The organism is Novosphingobium sp. GW835-FHT14H07, assembly GCF_058793515.1.
Map to the genome: position 1 here is coordinate 13,334 of NZ_JBXAFX010000025.1, position 14,071 is coordinate 27,404.

General features: G+C 64.5%; 9 protein-coding genes. 7 read left to right on the forward strand and 2 right to left on the reverse strand.

Going from position 1 to position 14,071, the window contains the following annotated elements; all coding sequences use genetic code 11:
• Positions 1–8 precede the first annotated feature (8 nt).
• From AC1Q5P_RS17440 to AC1Q5P_RS17455, 4 genes are read left to right on the forward strand one after another with little or no spacing between them, the layout of a single operon-like run.
• On the forward strand, positions 9–995 hold the full coding sequence (locus tag AC1Q5P_RS17440) for a hypothetical protein (RefSeq protein WP_492519612.1): 987 nt from the start codon (positions 9–11) through the stop codon (positions 993–995).
• On the forward strand, positions 992–2,689 hold the full coding sequence (locus AC1Q5P_RS17445; protein WP_492519613.1) for an ABC transporter ATP-binding protein: 1,698 nt from the start codon (positions 992–994) through the stop codon (positions 2,687–2,689). The genes AC1Q5P_RS17440 and AC1Q5P_RS17445 overlap by 4 nt, the downstream gene beginning before the upstream one ends.
• A complete protein-coding gene (qhpE, locus tag AC1Q5P_RS17450; RefSeq protein WP_193827141.1) occupies positions 2,682–3,365 on the forward strand; it encodes a subtilisin-like serine protease QhpE in 684 nt (227 codons plus the stop codon). Before AC1Q5P_RS17445 ends, qhpE begins: the two co-directional genes overlap by 8 nt.
• A gap of 9 nt (positions 3,366–3,374) precedes the next feature.
• Positions 3,375–5,402, forward strand: coding sequence for a tetratricopeptide repeat-containing sulfotransferase family protein (locus AC1Q5P_RS17455; RefSeq protein ID WP_492519614.1), 2,028 nt, complete (start codon positions 3,375–3,377; stop codon positions 5,400–5,402).
• A gap of 233 nt (positions 5,403–5,635) precedes the next feature.
• Here the strand turns inward: AC1Q5P_RS17455 and AC1Q5P_RS17460 are convergent, their stop codons facing one another.
• Both AC1Q5P_RS17460 and AC1Q5P_RS17465 read right to left on the reverse strand, forming a co-directional pair.
• Positions 5,636–8,311, reverse strand: a complete 2,676-nt coding sequence (locus AC1Q5P_RS17460) for a TonB-dependent receptor (protein WP_492519615.1) — start codon at positions 8,309–8,311, stop codon at positions 5,636–5,638.
• Positions 8,312–8,742: 431 nt separating this feature from the next.
• On the reverse strand, positions 8,743–9,180 hold the full coding sequence (locus AC1Q5P_RS17465) for a VOC family protein (RefSeq protein WP_039331721.1): 438 nt from the start codon (positions 9,178–9,180) through the stop codon (positions 8,743–8,745).
• 151 nt (positions 9,181–9,331) lie between these two features.
• Between AC1Q5P_RS17465 and AC1Q5P_RS17470 the strand changes: the two genes are divergently transcribed.
• The 3 genes from AC1Q5P_RS17470 to AC1Q5P_RS17480 all read left to right on the forward strand — a co-directional run bounded on the left by AC1Q5P_RS17470 (position 9,332) and on the right by AC1Q5P_RS17480 (position 13,738).
• Positions 9,332–10,018 (forward strand): SIMPL domain-containing protein, encoded by a 687-nt coding sequence (locus tag AC1Q5P_RS17470; RefSeq protein ID WP_039331935.1) that lies wholly within the window; start codon positions 9,332–9,334, stop codon positions 10,016–10,018.
• 105 nt (positions 10,019–10,123) lie between these two features.
• On the forward strand, positions 10,124–10,921 hold the full coding sequence (locus tag AC1Q5P_RS17475) for a metallophosphoesterase family protein (protein WP_492476876.1): 798 nt from the start codon (positions 10,124–10,126) through the stop codon (positions 10,919–10,921).
• Between the two features lie 354 nt (positions 10,922–11,275).
• Complete coding sequence (locus tag AC1Q5P_RS17480; RefSeq protein WP_492519625.1) at positions 11,276–13,738, forward strand: TonB-dependent receptor; 2,463 nt, start codon at positions 11,276–11,278, stop codon at positions 13,736–13,738.
• Positions 13,739–14,071: the final 333 nt, after the last annotated feature.

Below are 14,071 nucleotides of genomic sequence, written 5' to 3' on the forward strand. Positions count from 1 at the left end.
AAATACTCATGAGGGGGCAGGGCGTCGCGGTGGCTACGGCCGCGCACCTGCTGGACCGGGCCGGGTTCGCGTGTCTGCGCGAGCCCGGCCTGCGGCGTCCGGTGCCGGTGATCATGCTCAGCGATCCGGCCCTCGCCCTGCTCCGTGACGTGTTCGGTGATGCGTCGCTCTTTGCCGACAGGCCCCGGATCAATCAGCGGGTGGTCAAGTGGGGCAGCGCTGAAGCGGTTGCCATGCCGCACGGGGCGGTTGTGGTTTCGGAGGACGACCTTGCCGCGGCGCTCGATCCGGCTGGCCTGTACGATCCGGGGCGGGTGCACACAGCGTTCACGATTGAGGCGATGGCACCGTTTTCCTGCGGCGAGATGCTGCGCTTCGGTGAGCGAATTTCAGCGACGGCGCGGGTCACTCTGAAAGCAGATGCCCCCGTCCGCACCTGCTGGATCGAGGCGGTCGACGCAGGCTGGCTGTTCCTGATCCCCGATGGCTTCGGCCAAGCGTGGCTGCTGGCCGTCGGCGGCGATCCACAAGCGTTGACGCAGGATGCGCCGCTGATCGGCCCGCTGATCGACGCACTCGAACTTCCGGGCGGCCGGTTCGACACCAGCCCACGCATGCTGGCCCAACTCGCCGGAAACGACTGGCTGTCCTGCGGCACGTCCGCCATCGCCTTCGACCCCATCTGCGGCGACGGCACCGCGCAAGCCGCGCGCGAGGGCATCCTTGCCGCCGCCGTCATCGGCGCTCTCGCGCGGGGCGAGGACCCGACCATGCTCGCCACCCACTACCACTCCCTGCTGCTCGCCTCGCTGCGGCGCCACCTGCAACTGTCACTGCCGTTCTACGCCAATGGCGGTGCAGGGCCATGGTGGCATGACCAGTACGCCGCCGCCCGGGCCGGTTACGATCAGACCACCGTGCTGCTCGCAAGGCTCCCCGAACCTCGCTTTGCACTTCACGGCTTCGATCTCGTCCGCCGCGAGCAGGCTGCATGAGCGAAGCGCCGAATATCGCACCTTGGAGCACTTACAAGCGCCTCTGGCCATGGCTGAAGCCCTACGCTCCCAGGCTGGTGCTGGTCCTCCTCGGCAGCCTCATCGCCACTGGCCTCACGCTCGCCCAACCGTGGATCTCCAAGCTGATGATCGACGAGGCGCTGCTGAAGCGCGACTGGGACATGCTGGTCAGGATCGCCGCCCTGATGATGGGCGCAACGGTCGGCGGCTTTGCCGTCAATGCTCTGGTATCCTACCGCTATGTCTCGCTCTCGGCGCAGATGCTGTTCGACATGCGCGTCGCGCTGCTGCGCCACCTCCAGCGCCTCTCCCCGCGCTTCTACGGCAGCTTCCGCCTGGGCGACCTCATGTCGCGGCTCAATTCGGACGTTTCGGATGTCCAGCGCGTCGCGGGCGACACCCTGCTCTCAGTATTGAGCAACATGCTGTTCTTCGCCGGCTCGGTCGGCATGATGCTATGGCTCGACTGGAAGCTGTTCCTCGTCGGCACGGTGCTAGTGCCGTTTGCGGTAGTGAGCTTCCTCCACTTCCAGCGCCGCATGACCGACCTCACCCAGCAGATGCGCGAACGTGGCGCGGATATCGGCAGCCTGCTGGCCGACACGATCCTCGGCATGCGCACGGTCAACGCGCTCGGCGCCGAGGATCACGAAGCCAGCCGCTTCGCCCGCGCCAACAGCGGCTTTGTCGGCACGATGCTACGCATGCAGACCACCTCGCACCTCACCGGCGCACTGCCCGGCACGATCGTGACGGCATCGAGCGCGGCGGTGATCCTCTATGGCGGCAAGCAGATCATCGACGGCACCATGACCGTGGGTGCGCTCGTCGCCTTCATCACCTACCATGGCCGCCTGCTCGCCCCGGTGCAGGCACTGATGGGCCTCACCGCCAGTCTCGCCACTGCGCGCGTGGCGCTGGCCCGCATCTTCGAACTGTTCGATACCGCGCCCGAAGTGACCGAGGCCGAAAAGCCATGGCCGCTGCCACTGGTCGCCCGCGAAATCCGCCTCGAAGGCGTGACCATCCATCACGGCCGCGAACCGGTGCTGGACAAAGCAAGCCTCACCATCCCGGCTGGCTCGCTGACGGCCATCCTCGGCCACTCTGGCGCGGGCAAGTCCACGCTGGCAGACCTGCTGGTGCGCTTTCTCGATCCCGTCGCGGGCAGCGTCACCATCGACGGCACCGACTTGCGCGAGCTGTCGCTAACCGACCTGCGCGCGCGCGTCCTGCTGGTCGATCAGGCCCCGTTCCTGTTCAACGCCTCGATCGCGCAGAACATCGCCTTCGCCCGGCCCGACGCGACGTCCGATGACATTGCCGCCGCCGCCTCTGCCGCCGGACTGGACCCGCTGATCGCCCGCCTGCCCGAAGGCCTCGCCACCCGCACCGGCGAGCGCGGCCTCGCGCTTTCAGCGGGCGAGCGCCACCGCATCGCCATTGCCCGCGCCCTGCTGCGCCAGCCCGACGTCCTGATCCTCGACGAGCCCACCGCCGCACTGGATGAGGAAACCGAACGCCTCGTCGCGCTCGGCCTGCGACGCGCCCTGCCCCATGCCACGCTGATCGTGATCACGCACAAGCCAGCGCTGGCCGAGATGGCAGACCACGTGATCCGGCTCGAGAACGGCAAGGCGCGCCGGGAACCGCAGGTCACCGCCCATGGCTAAGGTTGCTGTCATCGACAGCGGGGTCCACCCCACCCACCCGCACATCGACGCGGCACGGCTGTTGCCGGGGTGCTCGGTTCTCGCCGATGGCACGGTGTTGACCGACCCGCTCGAAACGGTCGACAAGCTTGGGCACGGCACCGCCGTCACCGCCGCAATCCAGGAGCTTGCGCCCGACGCCGAGATCCTGACCATCCGCGTCTTCCGCGATGGCCTTCGCGCCTCGGCCCGCGCACTGGCGACGGGCATCCGGCAGGCGCTCGAAGCCGAATGCGACCTGATCAACCTCAGCCTCGGCACCGCCAACCCCACCCATGCCGAGGTCTTCGCCCTGCTTGCCGAGGAAGCAGCAGACCGTGGCGCGCTGATCGTCGCTGCTTGCGAGGCCGAGGGACAGCCCTGCTGGCCGGGATGCCTGCCTCAGGTCCTCGGCGTCGGCCTCGACTGGGACCTGCCGCGCGGCCAGCCGCGCCTTTCTCCCGACCGCCTCATGGTCATCGCCTCAGGCTACCCGCGCCCGATCCCCGGCGTCGAACCTCGCCGCAACCTCTATGGCGTCAGCTTCGCCGTGGCGCAGGTAACCGGCTGGATCGCGGCACATGGGCTGCGGAGCCGGGCCGAGGTCATCGCAGCTTGCGCCGATTTGCGTACACCGCAAAGGATCGGTGCCGACTAGGCTTGCACCATGATCCAGCAGTTGCGCGCGCCCTCGCCCCAGCAAGCTCTCGCCGAGGGCGAAGCGCTGCTCGTAATCGCGCCGCACAAGGCGCTGTCAGCTGCCGAAGCCGTGCTGCGGCAGGCACCCGGCTTTCCGCCCGCAGAATTCCTCGCCGCCCGCGCCTTGCGCCGCATGGGCAAGGGCAAGCAGGCAGTGGCAAAGCTCGATGCCCTCGCCCGCGGCAATGGTCGGGTCCCCGCCGTGCTGTGGGAACTGGGCCAAGCCGCTGCCGAAGCGAAGGACACGCCGCGCGCCATCGCAGCACTGCAGGTGCTCACCCAATTGCAGCCGGGCATCGCCGGCGGCTGGTTCCTCCTCGCGCGGCAGTTGCGCAAGGCTGGCCGCGCCGACGAAGCATGGCGCGCAGATCTGTCCGGCGTCTACGCATCCTCGCGCGATACGGGCCTGCTCAAGGCGGCGCTCGCCGTCCAGGACGGCGATCTCGAGAGTGCGGACCGGATGCTCGCCGAACGCCTCGCCCGCGAAGGCGACGACCCACCCGCGCTGCGCCTCCATGGTGAAATCGCCTGGCGCAAGGGCGAGATGACGCCCGCCATCGCGCGCGTCGAACAAGCCGTGACCAGCGCCCCCGGCTTCGACCTAGCGCGCGATTTCCTGATCCGCCTGCTGCTCCAGACCAACCGCTTGCCAGAAGCGCTCGATCATGCCGAAGTGCTGCAGGCCTCGCCGATCCCTTCGCCGGGGCACAAGCTGATCCTTGCCTCGGTGCTGGTGCGGCTCGGACATCAGGAACGCGCTGCGGGTCTCTATCGCGAGCTGCTCGCCGCAGACCCGGACCAGCCGCAGGTCTGGCAGAATCTCGGCCACGTGCTCAAGACGCTGGGGCAGCAGGCCGAGGCGGTCGAGGCCTATCGCGCCGCCGTCTCCCGCCAGCCGACCATGGGCGAAGCGTGGTGGAGCCTTGCCAATCTCAAGACGGTGAAGCTCGGGCCAGACGACATCGCCACCATGGAATCCGCCCTCGCTTCGCTCTCGGATGCGGTTGAAGAGCGCAAGGAGGACGTCTTCCACCTGCACTTCTCGCTCGGCAAGGCCTTCGAGGACGCGAAGGACGCCGCACCCTCGTTCGCGCACTACGACAAGGGCAATGCCCTGCGTCGCACGATGATCCTCCACGATGCCGATGCGTTCAGCGCCGAAGTGCAGGCCGCGAAGCAGACTTTCACCGCCGCCTTCATTGCCACCCTGGGCGAAGGTGGCTGCCCTGCGCCCGATCCGATCTTCGTCGTCGGCCTGCCGCGCTCAGGCTCGACGCTGGTCGAGCAGATCCTGTCGAGCCATCCGATGGTCGAAGGCACGATGGAACTGCCCGAGTTGATGATGATCGGCGCGCGCCTGCAATCGCGCGTCGACGAGGGCGAGTTCGCCGATTTCGCCACGATGATAGCCTCGCTCACCCCGGCAGACCGGCTGCGGCTGGGCGAGGAGTACATCGAGCGCACCCGCGTTCACCGCCAGACCGATCGGCCACTGTTCATCGACAAGATGCCGAACAACTGGCAGCATGTCGGCCTGATCCGCCTGATCCTGCCCAACGCCAAGGTGGTCGATGCGCGGCGCCACCCGCTGTCTTGCTGCTTTTCCGGCTGGAAGCAGCATTTCGCGCGCGGCCAGACCTTCACCTATGACCTGACCGACATCGGTCGCTACTACGCCGACTACGTCAACCTGATGGCAAAGTGGGATGCGCAAGCGCCCGGCCACGTCCATCGCGTGATCTACGAGCGCATGGTCGCCGATACCGAAGCCGAAGTGCGGCGCCTGCTGAGTTACATCGGCATTCCGTTCGATCCCGCCTGTCTCGAATTCTACAAGACCGAGCGCGCCGTGCGCACGGCGAGTTCCGAGCAGGTCCGCCAGCCGATCTTCAAGGATGGGCTCGAGGCGTGGAAGCCCTACGAGCCGTGGCTTGCCCCACTCAAGGCAGCGCTGGGACCGGTGCTGGAAAGCTATCCCGACGCGCCTGCGGGCTGATAGTCCAACCGTTGCGAATGCAGCGAGGCAATGGACCCCGGCCTTCGCCGGTGTGACGGCAATTGTCTCAACGAGTCAAAGGGATCGTCACCCCGGCGCAGGCCGGGGTCCATGACGCCAGCGACGCACACCTCATCCATCGCTCCCACGCCATATCCCACCACCCCAAAAAAGCCCCCACGGTTTCCCGCGGGGGCCTCAGGTTCCTTACGCAGGGTAAAGTCTTTGAAACCTCAGTACTTCTGGCCCCAGCGGATGCCGAAGAACTGCGGCTTGATGATGAAGGTGCGCGACGATCCCGAGCAGAAGTCGATCGAGCAGAAGGTGTTCTTGGTCAGCTGCCCGCGCTTGTCGAAAGCATTCTGGAGGAACACGTCGAGCGTCCAGCTTTCGGTCTTGATCCCGGCCGAGAAGTCGAAGCTGACAAAGCCCGGCGTGTTTCCGTACAGCGCGTTCTGGTCGACGTTGAGGTCCTGCGTCGCCCCTGTCTGGTAAAGCGCCGCACCCTGAACGTAGAAGTCCTTGTCGCCCCAATCGCCGTCATAGCGCACAGAAGTAGTGCCCTTGAACTTCGGCTGACGTGGCAGGCGGGTCCCATCGATTGCGGCAACCGAAGGAGTCTGTCCGTTGGTGCCAGGAACCGGCGTGCCCACGGCACAGGTCGCCAGCTGCGTGATGGTAAGCGCCGTCCGGTCTGCAATGAAGTTGCAGAAGTTGCCCTTCAGCTTGCCGTCGTTGAACGCGCCAGATGTCGAGACTGTAACCGCGCCAAGCTTGAGATCGGCGTCATACTCGATGCCCTTGACCTCAGCCTTGCCGGCGTTGCCGGTGTAGCCCGCGCCTTGGGCGCCCGCCACCACCACCGAATACTGGATGTTGTTCCACTTCTCGAGATAGACCGCTGCGTTCAGGCGGAACATGTTGTTCCAGGTTCCCTTGAAGCCCAGCTCGACATTGGTCAGCTCTTCCGACTTGAAAGGCGGTGCAGCCACGATGACCTGCGGCAACCCGCCCGAGGCGCGAATGCGCAAGGGTCGGTTGAAGCCCCCCGGCCGGAACCCGGTCGAGTAGTTTGCATAGATCATCTTGTCCGGCTGGAACTGCCAGTTCAGCGCAACCTTGTGCGTCTCGCCCTGCTCGCGATAGCGTCCGACGCTGAGCGGATCGAGACGATTGAAGTTGCGGCACTGCAGGCGTTCGGCCGGCAGAGGCAGCGGACAGCCGACCGAGTTGGTCGGCAGGAAGATCGACGGTGCATTCTGCGCCGATGCCGCAACACCGCCAAACCCGGTCACGTCAAATCGCGTCCAGAAATAGCGGATGCCGCCGGTCAGCTTCAGTTCGGGGGTGATGTTGTAATGCCCTTCGGCGAAGACCGCGTAGTCCTTCCAGTGGTTGGTCTGCTCGCTCAGGTAGAAGGCATCGCGCTTCACCGCAGGTGAACCGAGCACCATCGTGCCGCCTTGGCTGACCGGAATGCCGAAGCCGGCGGGGTTGCTGTCGCCGCCACCGGACATGGTATAGCCGACGATGTCGGCAAGACCATGGATGCCGTAGTCATTGTTGATCTCGTTGGTCTGGTGGTGGAGGAAGCCACCGATCGTCACGTCGAAAGGCCAGGACTTGGGCGTGGTCAGCCGGATTTCCTGCGTGAATTTCCGCTCGTTGCGCAGACCGCTGTAATACTGCGTCGGGTTGATGAGGTTGGTGCATTTCAGCGTTGCGCCCGATCCGGTGCAGCCGTCCTTGCTGAAGAACTGGAGGTAGTTCTCGTAGCCCGGGCCGAAGCCGTCATAGGTTACGGTGTAGTAGGTGTAGTCGTTCAGCAGCTTGATCTGGCGCTGATAGTAACCGGTCGCAGAAACCAGATCGAAATCACCAATGTGGCCGTGGATGCTCAGCGCGGCTTGGTAGAACCTGTCGTTCTGGCTGGTCTTGTCGTAGTCGTGGACCTCAAGGTCGCCCACGCGCGGATCGAAACCGAAATACCCGTTGGCGATCTGCTGCTGCGCGGTGATCTGGGGCATGATGTCCCAGCCATCGAACGGTTGCCACAGCACCTGCAGGCGCCCGCCGTATCCTTCAATGGTGTTGTAATCGTCCTGCGCGATCGACGAGTTGTCGAGCGTGTAGCTGGTGTTCGGGTTGTCGTCGCCCAGCGTCAGGACCGAGGGGCTGCCATCGTTGAACTTGCCGTTGTTGGGCGTGTTGTCGATGTAGCCGCCGTCACGCCGGTAGAAGCCCATCGCGCGGATCGCCAGATTGTCAGCAATCGGCACGTTGATGTAGCTCTGGTACTGGCCACCGAAATCGCCCTTGCCGTACTTGTTGACCTCGGCATCATAGCCGAACTCGAACTTGTCGGTCGTCGGCTTCTTGGTGATGAAGCGGATCGTGCCGGCCAGCGAACCTGCGCCATAGAGCGTACCCTGCGGACCCGAAAGCGCCTCGATGCGCTCCAAATCATAGGCCATGATGTCGGGCAGGCCGGTGCCGGTGATCGGAATGTCGTCGATGTAGTAGCCGACCGATTCGCGCCCGCCACCTGCCGGCACGATGCCGCGGAAATAGGGGGTGTTGCGGCCCGGGCCAATGCCGGCGAAGGTGACCGAGGGGAGCAGCGAGGCAAAATCGGTCAGGCCCTTGACCTGACGCTGGCCAAGCGTGTCGGCGCTCAAGGCCTGCATCGAGATCGGAACCTTCTGGATCGAAGTGGCCGTGCGCGTCGCCGTCACCACGATCTCGCCCAGACCCTGCTCTTCGGCGGCCTGCGGTTCGGCAGCGGGAGCGGCGGCTTCCTGCGGCTCGTCGGCGGCATGGGCGATTGCGGGCAGGACCATCGTGGAAAGGATGGTTGAAACGCCCAGCGCCCGCATGGCTTTCGATTTGAACCCGATCTGCTTTTTCATCTCGTCAACCCCCTGTATGGCTCGGCCAGGCAAGTCTGGCCCGGCCCTCGCTTCTCCCCGTGCATCCATCCCCAATCTCGTTGCGCATCCTCGCCACCTTGCACCGCAACATGGCCAGGCCGCCGCGCGAACGGCCCAGATGAAAAGGCAAAGCTTTCCCGCCAGCCGAAGACAGCAGTGTCTCCGGCCCCGTCGCGTCAGCGCGACAGACGTCAGTTTGTCAGCAATACCCCTTCGACCGGCGCGGCCTTTTGGCCATTCCATGACGCCTGTCCGGGATTGATAATGCTGCACAGCAACATGGAGTCAACGCCCTTTTGGGCAGGTGCCTCACCCTTTTCATCCACCCCCGCCGGAACCACCGACCGATAAAAGAAAACGGCGCCCGGACCGAACCGGACGCCGCTTTGGCTGGTGCAGGATAGGGGGGCTTACCAGGTGCCGGTGTTCGGCATGCTGGCCCAAGGCTCCTGGGGCGGGAGATGACCTTCCTGAAGCAGTTCGATCGAAATGCCGTCGGGCGACTTCACGAAAGCCATGTGCCCGTCGCGCGGGGGGCGATGCACGATGTGGCCTGCGTCCATGATGCGCTGGCAGGTCTCGTAGATATTGTCGACGCGATAGGCGAGGTGGCCGAAATTGCGCCCGCCGTCATAGACTTCGGCTGGAGACCCATCCTCGGGCGGCCAGTTGTAGGTCAATTCCACTTCGGCCACGCCCTCCTGGCCCGGTGCAGCCAGAAAGATCAGTGTGAAGCGGCCCTGCTCGCTCGAGAAGCGGCGCGTCTCCTTGAGACCGATCAGTTCGAAAAAGGCGATTGTCGCGTCCGGGTCGGTCACGCGGATCATGGTATGGAGAAACTTGGTCACGGCTAGGCATTCCGTTCAAAAACAGTTCATCGATAGAATCGCACAACTTGTCGCAGGCACACAAGCCCGGGAGGTGGCGATGCAGGGTGAAGATAGCGACGACAGGATCGAAACCCAAGGGTCGCGCGCGCGCATCCTGCCGCAAGGCGGAATGGCGCTCCTGCCGGTGGCGATCCTCGCAGCTGGACTGGTCGCCGGCGGCTGGTTCATCGGCGATGGTTTCCGCCGCGCCAAGGTCGCTGATCGCTCTGTCACCGTGCGCGGGCTCGCCGAGCGCGAGGTGACGGCCGACCTTGCCACCTGGACCCTGGCCTATTCCGCCACCGCGCCCGACCTTGCCAGCGCACAGGCCAGCGTCGACCGCGACAGCCAGTCGATCCGGGCCTTCTTCGGCGAGCTCGGCTTTCCCGCAGAAGCGCTGCAGCCGACCGGGGTCAACGTCCAGACCATGACCAGCGACGGTGTCGTCAGCTTCTCGGTCCGCCAGCGCATGACCTTGCGCACCACCGACATCGCCCGGGCGCAACGGGCTGTGAAGCGCCAGTTCGATCTGGTCCGGCGCGGCGTGATGCTCGAGGAAGGCTCAGGGATGGCCTATACCTTCACGCGCCTCAACGCGATCAAGCCGGAGATGGTCGCTGCCGCCACCAAGGACGCACGCGCCGCCGCCGAACAGTTCGCGCGTGACAGTGGCGCTTCGGTCGACGGCATCAAGACCGCGAGCCAAGGCTATTTCGAGATCACCGCGCGCGATGGCGATGGCGGGGGTTGGGGCGTCTCGGACACGCCCTACAAGAAGGTCCGGGTGGTCACGACCATCGACTTCTACTTGCGCTGACCGGGCGAGGCTGCGGCAAGCCTGGAGGGCCTCTGCAACGTATCGGATGGCAAAGGTGTTGCATGATGCACAGGCCGGGGCCATATCGCGCGCTAACGAGGATCCATGTTCAACAAGCTTCGCTCGCTGTTTTCATCTCCTGTCGTCGAAGAGCCCCTGCCGCCGCAGGCGTCCATGCCTGCCGGGCAGCGCGTCTATGCGATTGGCGACATCCACGGACGGCTTGACCTGTTCGAGCAGCTGCTCGCGCGGATCGACGCCGACGACGCCGCACGTGGGCCTGCCGATACGACGCTTATCCTCCTGGGCGATCTGGTCGATCGTGGCCCGGACAGCCGCGGCGTGATTGAACGGGCCATGCAGCTCATGGCCACGGGCAAGGTGCGTATCCTTGCCGGCAACCACGAAGAGATGATGCTCGGAAGCCTGCGCGACGAGGAAACCATGCGCCATTTCCTGCGCCACGGTGGCCGGGAAACGCTGTTCAGCTATGGGCTGCGTGGCGAAGAATACAGCCGGGGCAATCTCGAGGAGATCATCGATCGGGCCAACGCTCTGGTTCCACCCGAACACGTTGCCTTCATGCAGGCGATGGAAAACCAGATCGTCATCGGCGATTACCTGTTCGTCCACGCCGGTATTCGCCCTGGCGTACCGCTTGACCGGCAGATGCCGTCGGATTTGCGCTGGATTCGCCGCGAATTCCTCGATCATGCCGAACCGCACGGGCACCTCGTCGTGCATGGCCACACCATCACCGACGAACCGGTCTTGAGGCACAACCGCATCGGCATAGACACCGGCGCTTTCGCCTCTGGCAAGCTTACCGCATTGGGCTGCGAAGGCGATCACCGCTGGCTGTTGACCGCTTTCATCGCACCGCAGGAACGCGAAGCCGCCTGAGCCGTTGAGGCGGCGCACTTCGCTGCGATGCAACAATTTTTGTTATGTGTTGCAACATAGCCACGTCTTCGGAAAAGTAGCTTGAAACCGGCGATCTGCGCAATCTTTGGATATGCGCAGGCAACCTTCGCGACAGTTTTTTACGCAGTCGCAAACAAAGCCGCCGCACTGTCGTAACCTCGTCATTATAGTGTCACCTGAGACCGGTTTGGAGCCATCGCAAGGGCCGCTAAGGCCGCTCGCGAAGGTTCGGCGCACCGGGTGATTCCCGCTCCGGCCTAAGCATACGGCGGGGAATCAACCACGCCACAAACCGCGCCACACGGCGCCATGTAACGGGGTCAGATAATGCAGATGAAGTTCCTGGTCGCAGCGTCGACCATTGCTCTCGGTAGCGTCGCAATGGCCGGCGCAGCCCACGCCCAGTCGACCGGCTCGGTCGACTTCGAACAGCCGATCATCGTCACGGGCACCGTAGCCAAGTCGGTCGCAGGCGTCGAAACGCCGAACACGACCCGCGCCAAGCAGGTGCTCGACCAGGCCATCATCAGCCGCCAGGCTCCCGGCCAGTCGATCAACGACATCATCAACCTCGTGCCGGGCGTCAGCTTCCAGAACAACGACCCGTTCGGTTCGGCCGGCGGCACGCTCACCATCCGTGGCTTCGACAGCACCCGCATCTCGCAGACCTTCGACGGCCTGCCGCTGAACGACACCGGCAACTACGCGCTCTATTCCAACCAGCAGCTTGATCCCGAGCTGATCGAGCAGGTGAACGTCAACCTCGGCTCGACCGATGTCGATAGCCCGACTGCTGCCGCTTCGGGTTCAACCGTGAACTACCGCACCCGCAAGCCGACCGAAGACTTCGGCGTGCGCATGGTCGGTTCGGCCGGGCGCTTTGATTTCATGCGCGTGTTCGGCTCGATCGACACCGGCAACCTCAACGCCTCGGGCCTGCGCGCGTTCATCGCCGCCAGCTCTGCCACCAACGACACGATCTTCGGCGGCATCGGCGAGATCAACAAGAAGCAGATCAACGCCCGCATCTACCAGCCGCTGGGCGACAATGGCGACTTCATCTCGATCGCCGGTCACTACAACCGCAACCGCAACAACTTCTTCGGTTCGGTCAACCTGCGCAGCGACACCTTCCCCGACACCAAGGCCGAGCGTGACATCCAGACCGCGCGCTGCATCATTCCTGCACCGGTTGCTGGCGTTGAAGATAAGGCTAGCAGCTGCGGTTCGGCGTTCGACTATCGCTACAACCCCTCGAACACCGGCAACATCCGCATCAATTCGCGCTTCACGCTGGCCGACGGACTCGTGCTGACCGTCGATCCCAGCATCCAGTACACCAAGGCCAACGGCGGCGGCACGCTGATCGCCAGCGAAGGCCTCACCCCGCAGGGCCTTTCGGGCTTCATCCAGGGCTCCAGCTCGAACCCGAACTACTTTGCAGGGGTCGACATCAACGGCGACGGTGACACCAAGGACACCGTGCGCGTCCACAGCCCCAGCCAGACCCAGACCTGGCGCCTCGGCGTCATCTCGTCGCTGCGTTACGATATCGACGACAACAACACCGTCCGCCTTGCCTATTCGTACGATCGCGGCCGTCACCGGCAGACGGGTGAAGCGGGGCTGCTCGGCCAGAACGGCTTCGGCGCCGATTACTTCCCGGTCGACAACCCGATCCTCGCCAAGGACGGTTCGAGCCTGCAGAAGCGCAACCGCCTGTCCTATGCCATCCTGCATCAGGTTTCGGGCGAATACCGCGGCGACTTCAAGGATCTGACGGTCACCGCCGGCGTGCGCATGCCGTTCTTCCGCCGCAACCTGACCAACTACTGCTTTGCCACTTCGGCAAGCGGCAACGTCGCCTGCTTCGGCACCGATGCGGCCAACGCCACGTATGACGCGGCAACCACCTTCGAGCGTCCGCAGCAGCGCATCTTCAACTATTCGAAGCCGCTGCCGACCGCCGGCTTCACCTACCGCATCGGTGCCAGCGCCAGCGTGTTCGGCAACTACTCGAAGGGTCTGCAGGTGCCGGGTACGGACAACCTCTACCAGTCGTTCTTCTACGCTCCGGATCGTGCTGAAGCGAAGCCCGCACCCGAAACCTCGCACAACTTCGACCTCGGCTTCCGCGTCCGTTCGGGCCGGGTGCAGGCGCAGGCTTCGGGCTGGTGGACGATCTACAACAACCGTCTGGCCTCGGCCTACGACGTCGATCTCGACGCGACGATCTATCGCAACCTCGGCCGCGTGGACAAGTACGGCATCGATGGCTCGATCTCGTTCATGCCGATCGACCAGTTCAGCCTCTACCTGTTTGGCTCTTACCTGAAGTCGAAGATCAAGAACAACGTGGTCACGGGCGAGACGATCTCGAACGGCCAGACCGTTCCGGTCTTCGCCCAGACTGCTGGAAAGCGTGAAGGCGGCGCTCCGGTCTACACCTTCGGCGCCCGCGCCCAGGGTGAAATCGGCCCGGTCTCGCTCGGCGTCCAGGCCAAGCGCACCGGTCCGCGCTACGTCAACGACCAGAACCTGCCGATCACCTCGGGCGGTTCGGTGGTCTATCCGAACAAGACCCCGGCCTACACGCTGGTCGATCTCGACGCCAAGGTCAGCCTCGAGTTCCTCGGCCTGAATGACAAGACGTTCTTCCAGCTGAACGTCCTCAACGTGTTCGACGAAGTCTACGTCGGCGGCTTCAGCGGCACCGCAACCTCGACCACCAGCGTGCCCTTCGCCCAGATCGGCGCACCGCGCACGGTGATCGGCTCGATCAGCGTCGGCTTCTGATAAGCCTAAACGGTTGAACAAAACGGCGCGGGGTGGGGAAACTCACCCCGCGCTTTTTGTTGTGCTGGGGGGATGTTTGGCGATCAAGGGGCCATTGCTCCAAAAGCTGCCGTTCAGCGCACGAGGCCTTCTCGGACGCCGGCCAAATGTCCCCACCGCTTCACTTTCGCCAGAACCTGCCCTCGCGAACAATTTGGCAATGATAACACGCGGAATTTCGACCGTCCTTGCTGTACGAGTCGTGCGTCCCCCCGGCCAGCTTACAATCCGCACCCTTCGGGACGAGGCCAATAAGGCAAAACGGCAATCTCTGCCGCACCCAAGTCCTGAGCC

Coding starts and splice junctions, on each gene's coding strand:
- AC1Q5P_RS17475 (WP_492476876.1), top strand. CDS start 10,124: ATGTTCAACAAGCTTCGCTCGCTGTTTTCATCTCCTGTCGTCGAAGAG.
- AC1Q5P_RS17460 (WP_492519615.1), bottom strand. CDS start 8,311: ATGAAAAAGCAGATCGGGTTCAAATCGAAAGCCATGCGGGCGCTGGGC.
- AC1Q5P_RS17470 (WP_039331935.1), top strand. CDS start 9,332: ATGGCGCTCCTGCCGGTGGCGATCCTCGCAGCTGGACTGGTCGCCGGC.
- qhpE (WP_193827141.1), top strand. CDS start 2,682: ATGGCTAAGGTTGCTGTCATCGACAGCGGGGTCCACCCCACCCACCCG.
- AC1Q5P_RS17480 (WP_492519625.1), top strand. CDS start 11,276: ATGAAGTTCCTGGTCGCAGCGTCGACCATTGCTCTCGGTAGCGTCGCA.
- AC1Q5P_RS17455 (WP_492519614.1), top strand. CDS start 3,375: ATGATCCAGCAGTTGCGCGCGCCCTCGCCCCAGCAAGCTCTCGCCGAG.
- AC1Q5P_RS17440 (WP_492519612.1), top strand. CDS start 9: ATGAGGGGGCAGGGCGTCGCGGTGGCTACGGCCGCGCACCTGCTGGAC.
- AC1Q5P_RS17445 (WP_492519613.1), top strand. CDS start 992: ATGAGCGAAGCGCCGAATATCGCACCTTGGAGCACTTACAAGCGCCTC.